The organism is Rhodobacter sp. JA431 (genome assembly GCF_900217725.1).
Lineage (GTDB): Bacteria > Pseudomonadota > Alphaproteobacteria > Rhodobacterales > Rhodobacteraceae > Rhodobacter > Rhodobacter aestuarii.
On record NZ_OBMP01000012.1, the window covers coordinates 45342 to 60190 of the forward strand.

The window sequence follows — 14849 nt, forward strand, 5'->3', positions numbered from 1 at the left end:
AAACCATGAATCAATCATATGATTGATTCATGCGAGACCAGAAGCAATCCTATCTCCGCAAAGGCGAACGCCGGGCTATGATAGCTGAGGCAGCGCAGACGCTTATCTTGGAAAGGGGATATGCAGCGCTCCGCACCCGCGATGTCGCTGCGCGTGTCGGCATCAACATTTCCACGCTACATTTCCATGTGCCGACCAAAGCTGCGATGATCGCACTCGTGGCTGAGGCCACGCGAGACAGCTTCCTTGCGCTGCTGCCACCCACCCCCGATCCTGCACGGCCTGCCCGTGCGCAGCTTCGCGCGGAAGCACAGGCTTACCATGATAGCCTGCGCGATCACCCGGAACTGGTGGCCTGCCATACCCAGCTTCGGCAGATCGCAGCAACCGAACCGAAGCTTACCGATATGCTCGACACCTTCGCGCAGGGCTGGTGTCAGCGTTATGCCGAGGTTCTTGCCATCGGGCGGTCGCAGGGCGTGTTCCGTGCCGATCTGGTGCCGCAGCCGGCGGCGCTGGCTATCACCGGTGCGCTAACGGCTTTTGCTCATCGCGGACCTGATGGGCTGGCGATGTTCTGGCCGGTTTTCGATGAGATTGAACGTGGTTTTCTGGCGATGCAGAACAACGAAGGAGAATTACGATGAAATTTTCTGATATGGCCGAACGCCAAATCCTGAAAGCACAGGCCGAGGGGCAACTTGACGACCTCAAAGGCGCCGGAAAGCCTTTGAGCATGGCTGGTGATGGCAGCGCAGATGCCATTGGTTTTCGTATTATGGCCGAGGCCGGGGCCTTACCGCGTGAAATCCAGTTACGCAAAGCAGTGGAGGAACAGACGCGCATTCTGGCCGCCGCCCCTGATGATGAGGGGCGCAAGCAAGCGATGAAGAAACTTGCTGATCTCCAGTTGCGGCTCGACATTGAACAAGAAGCACGACGGCGCTTTTATCGTTAGTTTGGGTTCGAACCGATCACGCGGCGGCGCAGCAACTGGCATCAGCGTGAACCGCGCCTTAGGAGCGCCCCATGCACGCCGGGCAATCTGTGCGTCCCGATGACCAAGGCGCGTCACACCACGCCAGAGCACAGGTGATACAGGGCGTATCCGCTTGTTTGACGATGATGACCTCACACGACGGTGCGCGCTTTGTGGCAATGACAGTCTGCATGTCGATCTCCTTTCTGAGGGGCTGTCGATTCGTTTCTGATATCGTTTTGTCGCAGCCCAGGATGACCTAGACCTGAAGCGCCGCTCTGCTTCCCGTCAGCTTGCCGTAAGGTGCAACGCCTAAAGCCATTCTCGTTCACGGCAGCGACCGACCGGTATCTGATCGAGGTTACTGCGTCACACATAGAGAGCAACGCAACGACGACGGTTGACAACCGAAGCCGCCCTAAGGCATCAATGCCGCGATGAAAACGCAACGGACATACAGTCGCTAACTCACGGGGTGGGTAAACCGGTCAGGGACCGGAGGCGACTGCTAATCGTTCTGTTCTTCCAAAGAGAATGTGGTTCGAGACCACTGCCCACCGCCAAGGGTCATCAATCCGATCAGTTTGAAGGCCGCCAGTCGGTCAAGCCTTTGACGGCACAGATCTGACGTCTATAGCTGACAGATCTTCTTTCTGCGCACTGCGTCATGAGGCAGCCCCGTAACACCGTGATCGCGCTGAAGGGAGTGGAGGACATAAGCGCCCCCAACCGGCTGGCACCGGCTGCACCCCCATCGCAGCTGTGCCATCCTTCTAGGACTTCGATCTCGCCCGCCCAGAGCATGGCTCCTCAGAGCTCCGGAGCGAGTCACTGGTGAGTCTGGGGGGGGCTTTTTGCACCACACCTACCAGACGGACCCACAAACGCAGCCAGTGACTCGCTGCGTGAGTCTGGGAGGGCCTTGAGTGGTGGCCATCGCAAAGTCCCAACGATCGCTGGCGATCGGTCCCGCTTCGCTGCCACTCCCCGGCGAACCGGCACAGAATGCACCCGATGAACCGGTCACGCCGGATGCCCCTTGCGACCGGCTGCGGGATCTGGCTACGAGGGCGGCATGACATTGCCGACCAACGCCCCGCTTCCTTTCGCAAAAACACGCACGCGGCCTTTGCTGCTGGGGCACAAGTTGCGGGTGCTGCGCAATACGCAAAACCGGTTGAAAGGCCGCGTCGCATTGGTGCCGGAACTCGATCTCCGCGCCTATCGGTTCCGCGCCGTTTTTGACTGGATAGAGTTTCGGGTGCACTTCACCAAGCAAACGCAGGCCCGGTATGTGCAAGATGTGTTGCGGCGTTTTCTCGACCGGGACAGCCATATCACCCCCGCAGACGAGGGATTGGGCGGTGTCTTCACAGAATGCCGGATCAAGGTGCAAGAACCCCCAAGCATGGCGGTGGTCACGGCGATCCATAAAGCGCTGCAAGATACGTTCGGAGAGGCATCGCAGTCGCGCGTGACAGGCATGGAGATCAGTGTCGACGCCTATCCCACCGAACCGGCTGATAACGCGCGTGCGACTCTTTTGGGCGCGATGCAGCGCACGATTTGGACTGACCGGAGCATCTGGGCAGCAACGATGAGCCGCCCGCGCTCGGTTTTCGCAAAGGGGAAGAAAGGGGTTCAGAGGCTCGTGCGCGCTGGTCGTGCGCAAGAACCCGATCTCTTGGGCTTCGTGCCGGAGGATCACATGCCACCCGCGATAGATGGCACGATGTATCTTGGCGCCAAAACCGACCCGGTGATGATCCGCCTGATGGATAAGGTGATCGACACGCAGCACCCCACAACCGGCCCGGTTCAGCTTGAAGAGGACCGGCAGCGGGTGAGGATTGAAGCGACGCTGAAAGACGGGGAACTGGGCGCGATCGGCGTTTCAGACATTGCTTCGTTAAAAATACTCCGACCAAGCAAGCTTCAAAAACGCTACTTTCAGTTCAAACTGCCAACGTTCTCGCAAGACCGCAAAGTCACAAGAGGTGTCGAGCTGCCGTTCTCTGCGCTCACGGGCCAGCCGCATTGGAATGATCAAAGCTGCCGTTGAATAACTGCTGTTTTGCGGCGCTGCTCTGCACTGCCACAGATCGGCTCGAGCTTCGTCTTGGAAATCTGCTAAGGACTTCGATGCTGTTCTCGAGATCGGCTGCGGTGCAGCTGTGGAGAAATCGCCTACACGAGAGGAGCGAACACATAGTGCCGCGACCTAAGTGGGTTCGACGTAGTGCTGCGACTGAATATGCCCCGTTGCTCGCCGCAATCCAACGATATCGACGCAGTCAAAGCAAGCACTTGAACCCAGGAAGCGGTGGTGTATTGATGTTGCGGAATTCGACCTGTAGATGTGTTTGGGCAATATTGAAAGGGGGTTTGGGGTGGTATTTAAGCGGACGCGACATAGGCAAGAGGTTTCAGAAAATCCCATCGAGTTATTTCGATCGCTCTCAAAGCGAGCCTTTTCGACAGAGATGCCGCACCAGAGAGCGATAATCGAGTCATATATGGTCGACGCTCTTAATAAGTCAGATGTGGCCCTTCAGTTGCCTACAGGTAGTGGAAAAACTCTTGTAGGAGTGATGATTGGAGAGTGGCGGAGGCGCAAGCTAAACGAAAAGGTGGTTTACCTTTGCCCCACGCGCCAACTTGTTCATCAAACCGCCGAGCAGTGCGTTGACAAGTTTGGATTGGACGTAGTTAAGTTCGTAGGGAAGAAATCGAAATATTCCCCCACTGACGCCGCTCAGTATCGTCAGGGCAAAAAGATAGCGATTACGACTTACAATAGCCTGTTTAACACCAACCCGTTTTTTCATGATGCTGACACCATCATTATAGACGACGCTCATACCGCTGATAACTATATTGGCGGAATGTGGTCATTGGAAATTGATGGCAGGGAGAAATCGCACAAACCCATTCTCAGGGCTGTCGCCGGTATACTCAAGCCCCATATTGCCAAGCTCGACTACTCGATCCTGTGTGGTGACGTGGCATCTTTCGCCGACGTCGGATGGGTCGACAAGATCCCAACTCCAGTAATGCTGGCGGTGAAAGATGATCTGATCGAAGTCCTTGATGAAAGTGTCGAAGAAATAGGACTTCATTTCTCTTGGAAAATGATCCGAGAAAATCTGAATTCGTGCCATATGTATATTGGGTTTGGCGGCATTCTCATACGTCCAATTATTCCACCTACGTGGTCATTTCCCGCATTCGAAAATGCCAAGCATCGGCTTTTCATGTCTGCTACACCGGGGGAGGGTGGGGATCTTGAGCGCCTTACGGGTCGCGAGAAGATTCACAGACTACCAGCACCAGTTGGATTTGATCTCGAAGCCGTGGGTCGCCGGTTCTTTATGTTTCCGGGGATGTCCTTGGATGCCGAAAAAATTGACGAACTGCGCCTCAAGCTGATGGAACGTGCAGGTCGTTCCGTCGTCCTTACGCCCAGCGGGAAAGTAGCAGACAAAATTCAAGAAACCGTAAAAAAGGGCCTTGACTATTCGGTTTTCAGCTCTGATGATATCGAGGATTCAAAAGAAGTATTTATTAACAAAGATAAGGCTGTGGCTATCCTTGCTGGCCGATATGACGGAATTGACTTTCCAAAGAAGGAATGTCGACTTTTGTTTATTGAAGAACTCCCTAAGGCAGCAAACTATCAAGAGCGATTTCTTCAAAAGAAAATGGGAGCAGAGCTACTACTCAGCTCACGCATTCAAACTCGCGTATTGCAGGCAATTGGCCGCTGCACCCGTAGCATCGAAGATTATTCCGCTGTCGTCGTGAGCGGTGGAGAGCTACAGGATTACCTTTCTGCGGTGGATAGGCGCGAGTTTCTTTACCCAGAATTCCAAGCCGAAATTGAGTTCGGAGTGGAGGAGTCAATCGACGTCGAATTGGATGAGTTTCTTGCAAAATTTGACGCATTCTGGGAGCATGATGATGATGGGCTGTGGGGAGAAATCGAAGATGATATACGGCAGCTCACGAAAGCAAAAGCCAGAAGCCCATTCCCCGCGACTGAAGATCTCGAACGGGCGGTGCCGTTTGAAATAGCTTACCAAAAGGCTTTGTGGAAATCAGATTATCCCGCCGCACTTGAGAATGCGAAGCGAGTGCTGGCAGCATTGGAAGATCCAGAGTTGAGAGGATATCGTGCTTTGTGGCACTATCTTGCAGGGTCGGCGGCGCTGCTTTCTGGCCAAGACGGAAACTCCATGATGGAAAAGGTTGCCCAAGAGCAATACAATCAGGCGATGAAGGCGGCCAAGAACCTGCCTTGGGCATCTTCTTTGCTTCCTAAGGATAAGAAAGACCCTGAGGTCTTGGATATTGATGAAAACCTTCAGGATCAGGTTGAACAGATTGAAGCTACGCTTGTTCGAATGGGAACTTCGAACGATAGAAAATTTGTAAGGACCGAGAAAAAGATACTCGAGGGTTTGCAAGAGGCGAAAACCTTTGAAAGCTCTCAGGTCGAGTTGGGGCGGCTGCTCGGTTTCACTGCGGATAACAACGAGTCAGATGCAGCTCCTGATCCATGGTGGATTGGCAAGTCTAAAGGCATTGTGTTTGAAGATCATGCCGATGGCGAGAGTGGAACAGTGTTTGGAGCGGTAAAGGCGAGGCAGGCCAATGGGCACCCAGCGTGGCTTCGGGACAACGTCGATTAGGCAAGTGAATGCGATATCCTCGCGGTAATCGTGTCCCCTGTAAGTAAAGCAGGTGATGGTGCTTTCCCCCACCTAAGGTCGGTCGCCTTCTGGGACTTGGAAGACTTCAGGAACTGGGCTCAAGAGGCTTTAGCCACTTTGCGCCGATTGAAGAGCTCCCTCCCGGGCGCCGGCGATATGATTTGGCGCGCTGAAGCAGAAAGGGTTCTTGATGAGGAAGGTCTTTCAATGGCACGCCTGCGGGAACGTCTCGAAGGCCAGATTGCCTATGATGTCCTCGAGCGCCACAGCACCAAGTAGTTGATGGCCCATTGCTCGGCCCCAGCGAGCGCTCACTTTGGCCAGCATTGCATGTCCGCAATGACGGGCTGCAGTGTCGGCGTATCGTGCTCCCGGCGAAGGTCTGGTTTGGGCCGTTCTGAACTCGCTAACTGTGAGCCTCTGCCAAATGCCATGCCTCTCGATAGGGATCGAGCCAGCCTTGAGTGCGGCCAATGTCTAGTCCGACCTTGCTGTAGTCAGGCAAGAAACGTCTCATATTGCTGTCGTTTCGTTGTTGCCCGCGTTTACCAGGTGTCGCGAGCCAAAGAGCGTGGGACTCCTTTACGGCGGCGGCAACCTCAGCGCTTGGCACGATGAAGCACTCGGGCGGGTCAACCAGCGAGCCCCCGAAGTCGATGAAGGCATAAAGAAGGTTCTCCGACACAATGTCTTCGTGTTTCTTGCTCATGTGCCAGCCACCATCGCTGCCCTTGTCAACTCTCGTCTTAACTTGGATTGCGCATAGCTTTTCACCAATATCGTCGGTGACAATGAGGTCGGCGTTTGGGACCCCGACTGGGGCCAGTGCGGCGATCAAGCCGCGCCGCAGAAACTGGCACATGACGTAGTGCTCACCGGCTGCACCTAGCAGCATTGTAGCAGAAGGCATCGTAAATCTCCGGAGGTTCTCCTTGTTACCCTCCCTCAGCCTACGCTTGGCCGCAAGCCAAGGTTATAAATGACTGAAAAGCTGGAAGTCGTCGAATGGCTGCTTTGGCTGGCCGCGTTGCAACAACCTGAAGCGGGGCTGAAAGCCCGAATAGGGTCGCGCGCGCCTCTGTATTGCTTGCACAGGAAGGCAGACAACCCCAAGCGCCACCAAAGCGTATGGCTTTTCTCGATAAACTAAGGGCTATGAGATCGCCTAGGCTCTCATCGCCTAAGCCCCAATCACGCAGCCCGCAGAGGGTTGCGTTTGGGTTGCATTCTGGTTGCCTTTTGGTTGCGTTTTTGGGCAAAACGATAACAAAGCCGTAACAAAATACCCCAAAAGGGGTTGCATTTTGGGCGCGAGGCCCGAAAAAAGCAACCTTGCGCAACCACAAAACCCAATAAAATAAGGGGTTTCGAGCCGTCAGGTTGACAAAAATCACCGAAAACACTTTTTCGGCCCCAAAATGCACCCCGAAGCCCCCTCAGAAAAGTAACTTTGGGCTGTCATTCCCTTACGAAACGGACCGCAGGAAACGGCACCCAGAAATCGAAATCAGGCCAAACACGATCGTAAGAGGTGGAGGTATTTCGATGCTGATGGCGCGGATTTCGATCTTTTGGGTCTGTCTGCGCAGCACCGCAACCGAAAGGAGGCGTGGCGCAGGTCCGTGGAAAAACCAAGCAGCTAAAGAGCTACCTAACAGGGGTTCCCGCCCATATCCAAGCCGAGGCCGACCGGATCTTCAACTCACAGCGGCAGAAGCGGCGCCTTGAAGCCGCAGAACATGCGGCACAGAAAGCGCATCTCGAAGAGATGACGGAGCGCGAGGACGCGCTGCAGCGAAACAGCCAATTTCGGACAAAGTTCGCGGCCGAGAAACGCGCCATGGACGGCCGGCGCGATCGCGAACCGTCTCCCCTGCAGGATGCGCGGCATGTGCCCAAACCACAACCAGCCCCGGATGCGGCGCGTCACGCTCTCGCCAAGATCAGGAACATCCGAAAAACCGTTCGTGACAATGATCGCGAAGAACTGGAACATCTCAAACGGCTCGATATCGCCGTAATCGCGGCAGCCGGGGGATGGGCGGACGTGTCGCGGACGCATCGCGACAGTTCGGACAAGGAGGGCCGCGCCTTCCGCATCTATCAGCGCGGCGGCGACACGATCAAATGCTCGTTGAAGCCGGATGGACGCTGGCTCTGGGTGTCGAACAAGACGGGCGACAGCGGCACCATCTTCGATTTGTGGCTGCGGGACAATCCGGGTCGGACACTGGGCCACGCGCGGGCGGCGCTGCGGGATCTCGCGGGCACCGCGCCTGTCATGGTCGAGGCCGCACCGACGGGCAGATCTCCGGCACCGCCCGATCACACCGAGGTTCGGCGCCGCTGGGAAGCTGCGGGCCTCGTCGGCCAGAACACGACCTATGCGGAAAAGCGTGGAATATCGGAAGCGACCCTGCATCGCTTCGCCGACGCCCTGCGCTGCGGGGCATTCGGCGGCATCTATTTCGCGCATCGAAACCTGGCAACGGGGCACATTCAGGGCTTCGAGCAGCGTTGGGAGCGCGATGGGGAAAAGAACAAGGCTCGATTTGCAAAAGGCGGGCGCAAGTCAATCTGCATCTTGGGCGACCCAAGCATGTCTCGCCGGATGGTCGTCCTCGAAGGCGGGCTTGATGCGCTGGCACTGGCGGAGATCGAGAACCGTCATGACACGATTTACGTGTCGACCGGGGGCGGCTTCGGCCCCGAGACGGAGCGCGCCTTGGTGCGGCTTGCCGCTGGTCGGGAAACGCTTGGAGGCTTCGATAATGACCGCGCGGGTGAGGCCATGCATGCGACGCTTGCCGAGATAGTGAAAGGGGCAGTGCGGTTGTCGCCGCCAAGCCGGGTGTCGGGGGCAGATGTGGACTGCAAGGACTGGCTCGACGTGCTGAACGCAAGAAAATATGCGACGACCGAGCCCCGTGCCGCCCGGGAAATGATGGAGGCCGAGACGCGCGAGAAGACTGACGAGACGCCAAGACCGCAAATGCCTGGCGACGACTGCGAGCCCGGTTGGAGCTGAGGGCGCGTGCGGCCCTGAGCGGCCAAACAACTCGCTCGGTGCTGCTCGCCGAAGCGGTCGCTCGAACGTGCCGCAGCGAGGGCTCGAGCAGCCCTGAACGGACCACCCTTGCGCCGACTGCGGAATAAGGCTTGGCGACCACGCGAGAGCGGGAAGCCGCCCGTCATTATGCCGCTGCCGACTGCGACATCACGTCCGTTCGGCCGTGGACCTTTCGCGCGACAATTCAACACAGTGATGCAAGTCTGTCGTATCGTTCAAATTGGGATCCCATCCCATCGCATCGTCTTCGGCGTGCCGGAGATCGCTCTTGGCCAAACGAGGGAAAATTGCGCATTTCGTTTCTTTTGATGGCTTTGCTGGCGGGCACATCGACGGCACTCGCGCAGGAAGACTGCGCCCATTTCGCCAGCCGCGACTGGCTTGAAAGCCATTCCAGAGATCAAATCTGGACCTGTGTGTCGGCGGAACCTCAGAAGGTCAGTGCGATCGATGCAACCGGGCGTAATCTGATCATGAAGGCTGTGGGAGCGAACATCGCGCCCGTGGTCCTCGACGATATCCTTGCCGCTTTGCCCGAGGACGACCTGCGGCAGGTTCTGGAAGCGAAAGACTCGCAAGGCTGGAGCCTCGGTCACATCGCGGCGCGCGACGCGCAGGACCCTGGCATGATTTTCGTTCTGGCAAAACATGGCGTCAGTTTCTTTGAAGAGGTTGGCGGCAAGGGGGGATGGCTGGACATGGGAACCACGCCTCTTCACGTCGCCGCCGCTCGCGAGGACGAGCTTGAAATCATCGCAGCGCTTCGGGCGATCGGGGAGGAATCTTTCTCGGACCAATACAATCGTCTGCCGATCGATGTAGCGCTTGCGAAACCCGGGACGATGGGAAATGCTGTTTTGTTTGCGGACGGCAAGTGGCCCGAAGTCTACCGGGCGCAGATCGGTGCAGAAGATCCGGCAGAGGGAGCAGATTGTTCGCGCCTGTTGACGAAAGACTTCTTTGCACAGGCCTCTGAAAGCAAGGTCGTTGCATGTGTGACGCGCGCGACCAACTTCGACAGCGTGGATTCGAACGGAAACTCGCTCCTTCATCTCGCCGCGGCCAATGCCAATGATCCTTGGATCGTCGATTACATCCTATCCGTCGCCACGGATCCCGGTGCAGAGTTGAAACGTCACAATTCTGAAGGGTTTACCCCGCTACAGACCGCGGCTCAAAACGCGCCCGTCGCAGACACCGTCTTGCATCTTCTGGCTTGGGTTGCCGAACCCAATGCCCTGATCGCCGAAGAAACCAACTGGCTTCGCCAAAAACGCGGCATCTCTGCGCTCCACCTTGCGGCGAAACGGGATGACGATGAACGCGAGGCCATCATTCTTTACCTTCTCGCCTTCGGCGCGGATACGACGATGCAAACCGGCACGAAACACGGCGATGACTCCTCCGCCGGGCGCACGCCACTGCATTTGGCCGCTTTGAAGCCGGATCCATATATCGCGCTGATGATGCTCGAAGCGCAATATTCTCAGCAAGGTGTTCTGGATTTGCCACGCCAACTACTGGGGTCTCACCCAGTGAAGCAGATATCCGACGACAATGGGCAAACCGTTCTTCACATGGCGCTGGCACGAAATCCGGATTTCGACACCCTTGCGAATCTCTTGTTCTACGGATTTTCCGTGGACGCTCCGGACAAGATGGGAAACACGCCCCTGATATATGGCGCTGCCAACATCAGTGATCCCGACCTTTTTGAAATGCTCCTGAACCAGTCCGAAAATCCCTGCAAGCCGACGCCGAGTGGCACGACGGTGGAGGCGAGTTTGCTGGCAAACGAGGCCCTGATGAAGATCGGCGCCGATGACCAGAGCGGTCAGACGCTCTCTCCGCTGGCGATCTTCAAGAAGAAATGCCCCTGAGATGCGGTGGATCTTGATGCATATCGCTGCGATGACCCGATGGGTGCTGCGCAACCTGATGGCCGCGGCGGTCATCATTGCGCTGCTCGGGTTGAATTTCGCGACGCTCGTTTCCAGCTCGGTGTCGGATGCGCTGACGAATACGCTTCGCATCGCGCTGTCCACCCTGTCCGAAGGGATGGGCCAGAGCCTTCCCAAGAGCCGGGTGGAGATCGAGGCGGACCGCAAGGCCGCCCTGGGCACGGCGGACCGCGCGGTCGCCGAGCGCGAAATGGCCAAGGCCGAGACTGCCGCGACGCGGCGACAATTGACCACCGCCTTGACCGATCTCGAGGTCGCGCGACACGAGGTCGTCGTCGCCGAGCAAAAGGCGAGCGTTGCGATTGCGGACAGGGATGCCGCACGGCTGGAAAAAAGCGTGGCGGTGCGGGAGGCCGCCAGTGCGAAAGCGGCGCTGACTGCGGCCGAGGCCGAAAAACTGGCCGTAAGGTCAGAATTGGAGGCGCTCGATCTTCGCCGGGGACAAGCGATACGCACCATCGAGGGGCTAAAGGCGCGCGCGACGCGGGCGATCCGGCGCAATGCCGCAAGTGAGGTCGCGCAAGGTGTGCCCTTTATCGGGACTGCGGTGGTGCTTGGCGCGATGGCATATGATGTGAATGACGCTTGTGAACAGATGCGCGGACTAACCGCGATGGACGCTGCGCTGCGCGGCATGGACACTCCCGCCGGTGTCGATGAACAGGTCTGCCTTATGAGTTACGACGACCTCGTTACCGCCTTCACCGGGCGCGACAAAGGCTACGCGGTATGTGTCGCCGATCGGATCGCGCGGAACGAACTCGACCCACCAAGTTGCGCGGCCTATGGAACGGCAATCCCCGACATTTCCGATGGACCATTACTCGCTCCGCGCGCCGCAGTGAAGCTTCCAGAAATTCGTTGAAAGAAGAGGCATGGTCGGCCCAAAGCGGCCAGTCACGCCCCGCAGTGCTTCCGTCGAGGCCGCCATTAACGCACCTCACAGCAAAGATCCCTACTGGCTTTCACCCCCCGAAGAAAACATCGCCGGAACCCGCTGCAGCCGAACCGCCGCAGCCGATCGCGTCGTCCACGCGCCCCGCCGGTCTGCCGTTGATGAAGACCGTGCCAGAGCCGCCCGAGAGGCTGCGCGGATGTGGGGGCGCGGGGCAGACGTCGCAGGCGTGGGGGGCGTAGGCATCGCCCTGTCGCACCGCGCCGATGCCGTTGACGAAGACATTGCCCGAAGCCCCGATGGCAGGGGTCGGCGGAAAGTGACAACCATGGCCGGAGCCGGTGTCACCAAGGCGGGTTGCGGGAGGCATACGGTTTTCTTTCTTTTCGAAGGCTGGAGCGGTTGCGACAGCCGACCTCGGAGTAAAAGTCAAGAAAGGGGTAGTTGCCTTGCGCACTCAGGTCGAAGACAACGGCCTTTTTGCGTTCAAAAATGTCGCCACAGCGGGCGGAGCATGCGCCATAACTGTCGCGTCTAGGTCATGGACAAGCCCTTGCTGTCGGCATGAAATCAGCGCTTTGCACGCCAGATCAAAGACCTCCTGACGCCGATATTCCTGCTTTTGCACCCAAGCGACAATCTCGGACAGACTGTCCGCCTGCGGTATCAGGGCTGGGTTCAGATAGGTGAGCGGGCGCTCGCATGCCGGGTTTGGATCAAGCGGAAATCCGCAAGCTAGCCAGCCCGACCAGACTTGATCTAGCCGCCCATCCTTGCACCACGACAGCGCAACCGCTCCGAAGACAGTCCAACCTGCCGCATCACAAAGCGCGATCCACCGAGCGGCTGAAACCGTTTTCAGGCTTCGGCACAAGAACGATATCTGGTCGTCGAAACGTCTGACATCATTGCTCGCCCAACGATCGGTCTCGGAAAGCAGGGCCATTTCGGCATTCGCGTGAAGCGATACCCAAATATAAGGAAGGTTGTTCCCTTCAGGCAGCGTATAGCATCCCGCTTCATAAAAATTGTGCGATGAATTTTTCAAATCCATGATTTCAAAAGGCGCCAAAGGAACCAAAACAGCGACGAAAGAGCCCAATACAGCGCTAGCCCTGAAAAGAGCCACGCCCCCAAGAATAAAACCAACAAAAGATCGTCGTTTGAGGTCAAGAACTTCAAAGGATTGGATATGATGATGGCGGCCGGGAATCCTAAGTAGCCTGAAATCGTCAGTATCGTGGAATTAACCAGAATACGCGGAAAATCAAGTCGTGGTCGCGATTTGCTCATGGCCTCACGCCTCCCGGCATCAGCGCGTCCTCACTAAGAGCATCAAGCGCATTGGTTTCATAACCTGATCGAATCAACCCTATAACGCCACGTGGACGCGCGGATGACACTTGGCCGACGGGAACCCAGTTGGTCTTTCGTTCTTCGCCTCTATTGATATACTGAGCAGGATTTTTCAGGCAGTGCATCACCCCATCCAAAATATAAAGAAGACGTTTTTCCTGTTCGTCCGGAATATCATAATTCCCATCGGATGGAGAGGTTTCTAGAATTTTCTGCGACACCTTCGCTGCCAATGCTGGATCGGATTCTCCAAGAGCAACAGCCACGATAATCTCAGCCAGCGTGCTCGCGCCCTGATCGATGGCGCGTGCCGCAGCGCCGACGCCGGTCAAAATCAGGTTTATCAAGCCGACGACAGGCGTATAATTTCCGATTCCCGCGTAGGACATCAAGGCAGTGGTAAGTAAACTTGTCGCAACCGTAGCGCCGGCACGACCATAAAACTCCGGATAGTGAACGAGGTGGCCGACGAGCAATCTGGAAACGCGAAGAACAAACACAGGGTTTTCATAGATCAATTTCCCGATTTCGAACAACTTGTTGTATGTCGCATCGGTTGCCATCCGGCCATCGGTGTCGAAAATATTCACACGTGTTGCAATGAATGTCGCACCATACCACCAGTCCCGTGGAAAGCTGACGGCTCCATTGAACAGCCGGACAATCAGGTTTGGTTTCTTGGCTGCAGCTTTCTCTACAAAACGTGGATCAGTGCAAATTATCTCGACGGCTTCCTGCGGCGAAGTCTCCAAGCCTACTCTGCCAAGCTCTCCTGCATATGTAATCCCGGTTGTCATCAGTTTATATCCACTCTTCCAGCCTTGATGACCAGACTGTTTCCTGCGGTGATTTGCATTGTGTCATTCGCGCTAAAATTGACGATATCGCCGTGCAAATGAATTTTCCCATCCGGCTCCATCACTAGCCTTGAAAGACCGCAGGTTACGGCTATCTTCTCCGATCCGGATAATGAAATCGTGCCTGCACTATCGACATCGACTAACTTTCCCGCGTGCAAATCCAATAGGCTACCAGCCTCAATTTGCAAGCGACCACCACTCAAGATCGTCTTGGAAACTCCAGCTATATCTGTACTGCTCATACCCGCAGCGTCTATTCTGTTCGCCTCAGTAGAGATGATCAGATTTCCACGGCCAAGGCCAGCAACCTTCCCCGCGCTCGTTTTTTGTGCGAGCGCCCCGATTCCTTGGCTGTATTGTGCAAGATTGTCTGCAACTAATGATGAAATACCCGAGGCTCCGACGAATATGGACATATTGCCGCCAATACATTCATCGTGATCGTTCTCGACCGCAATTGCCTTGTCGTTTCCGATGGACTGCACCCAATTATTGTCTATTCGTTCGGTGTGGTTGTTCAGCGTCTTCTCATTGCGGTCCTTTTGCGCATGAATGAAAATCTCCTCCGAGCCTGCCTTGTCCTCAAAGCGCACTTCGTTGAAGCCGCGGCCCTGATGAGTGTTGGTGCGGAAGGTGGAGCGGGTCTTATGCGCAGGTAACTCATAGGGCACGCCATTCGCCCCATTATAAACGCATCCCGTCACCAAGGGCTGATCGGGATCGCCATCCAAGAAATCGACCAAAACTTCCATGCCGATACGCGGGATCACCATGCCGCCCCAGCCCGCGCCCGCCCAGTTTTGGCTGACCCGACAGCGCATCGAGTAAGCCGCCTCGGTGTCCCAATGGAATTGCACCAAGATCCGGCCATATTCGTCGCAATCAATCTCGCCTTCGCCCACCACCTTCGCTGTTTGCGGACCGCGCACATCGGCGCGGGTGGTTTTGAGTTCGGGCAGCATCGGCGCACTAGAGGGCATCAACACATATTGCCCAGAATAGGCGAAACCATCGCC

The 14849-nt window shown here is 56.6% G+C and carries 13 protein-coding genes; 8 read left to right on the top strand and 5 right to left on the bottom strand.

The window, feature by feature from the left end; genetic code table 11:
• Window positions 1–29 precede the first annotated feature (29 nt).
• The 4 genes from CRO18_RS17580 to CRO18_RS17595 all read left to right on the top strand — a co-directional run bounded on the left by CRO18_RS17580 (window position 30) and on the right by CRO18_RS17595 (window position 5670).
• On the top strand, window positions 30–647 hold the full coding sequence (locus tag CRO18_RS17580) for a TetR/AcrR family transcriptional regulator (protein ID WP_097083089.1): 618 nt from the start codon (window positions 30–32) through the stop codon (window positions 645–647).
• Window positions 644–958: a DUF1992 domain-containing protein gene (locus CRO18_RS17585; RefSeq protein WP_097083090.1), complete on the top strand. Its 315-nt coding sequence runs from the start codon at window positions 644–646 to the stop codon at window positions 956–958. Before CRO18_RS17580 ends, CRO18_RS17585 begins: the two co-directional genes overlap by 4 nt.
• 1096 nt (window positions 959–2054) lie before the next feature.
• The gene (locus CRO18_RS17590; RefSeq protein ID WP_097083091.1) at window positions 2055–3041 is read left to right on the top strand and encodes a hypothetical protein; all 987 of its coding nucleotides are present in this window, start codon (window positions 2055–2057) and stop codon (window positions 3039–3041) included.
• A 421-nt stretch (window positions 3042–3462) separates the two neighbouring features.
• Window positions 3463–5670, top strand: coding sequence for a DEAD/DEAH box helicase (locus tag CRO18_RS17595; RefSeq protein ID WP_283234905.1), 2208 nt, complete (start codon window positions 3463–3465; stop codon window positions 5668–5670).
• A gap of 427 nt (window positions 5671–6097) precedes the next feature.
• On the opposite strand, the gene CRO18_RS17600 is transcribed toward CRO18_RS17595, so the two are convergent.
• The gene (locus CRO18_RS17600) at window positions 6098–6586 is read right to left on the bottom strand and encodes a hypothetical protein (protein WP_212710184.1); all 489 of its coding nucleotides are present in this window, start codon (window positions 6584–6586) and stop codon (window positions 6098–6100) included.
• An 84-nt stretch (window positions 6587–6670) separates the two neighbouring features.
• On the opposite strand from CRO18_RS17600, the gene CRO18_RS18930 reads away from it, so the two are divergent.
• The 4 genes from CRO18_RS18930 (at window position 6671) to CRO18_RS17615 (ending at window position 11587) form a co-directional block, all read left to right on the top strand.
• A complete protein-coding gene (locus CRO18_RS18930) occupies window positions 6671–6841 on the top strand; it encodes a hypothetical protein (RefSeq protein WP_170952725.1) in 171 nt (56 codons plus the stop codon).
• Window positions 6842–7300: 459 nt separating this feature from the next.
• Window positions 7301–8719, top strand: coding sequence for a toprim domain-containing protein (locus CRO18_RS17605; protein ID WP_097083094.1), 1419 nt, complete (start codon window positions 7301–7303; stop codon window positions 8717–8719).
• A 350-nt stretch (window positions 8720–9069) separates the two neighbouring features.
• On the top strand, window positions 9070–10641 hold the full coding sequence (locus CRO18_RS17610) for an ankyrin repeat domain-containing protein (protein ID WP_170952726.1): 1572 nt from the start codon (window positions 9070–9072) through the stop codon (window positions 10639–10641).
• Window positions 10642–10657: 16 nt separating this feature from the next.
• Window positions 10658–11587 carry a hypothetical protein gene (locus tag CRO18_RS17615; RefSeq protein WP_143128678.1) on the top strand — a complete coding sequence of 310 codons (930 nt, stop codon included), beginning with the start codon at window positions 10658–10660 and terminating at the stop codon, window positions 11585–11587.
• 100 nt (window positions 11588–11687) lie between these two features.
• Here the strand turns inward: CRO18_RS17615 and CRO18_RS17620 are convergent, their stop codons facing one another.
• The 4 genes from CRO18_RS17620 to CRO18_RS19190 all read right to left on the bottom strand — a co-directional run.
• Window positions 11688–11987: a PAAR domain-containing protein gene (locus tag CRO18_RS17620; protein WP_097083097.1), complete on the bottom strand. Its 300-nt coding sequence runs from the start codon at window positions 11985–11987 to the stop codon at window positions 11688–11690.
• 87 nt (window positions 11988–12074) lie between these two features.
• Complete coding sequence (locus CRO18_RS17625; protein ID WP_170952727.1) at window positions 12075–12671, bottom strand: hypothetical protein; 597 nt, start codon at window positions 12669–12671, stop codon at window positions 12075–12077.
• A gap of 235 nt (window positions 12672–12906) precedes the next feature.
• Complete coding sequence (locus CRO18_RS17630) at window positions 12907–13770, bottom strand: hypothetical protein (RefSeq protein WP_097083099.1); 864 nt, start codon at window positions 13768–13770, stop codon at window positions 12907–12909.
• The coding region (locus tag CRO18_RS19190) for a type VI secretion system Vgr family protein (protein WP_143128679.1) at window positions 13770–14849 on the bottom strand (1080 nt) is incomplete at its 5' end. The genes CRO18_RS19190 and CRO18_RS17630, both read right to left, overlap by 1 nt.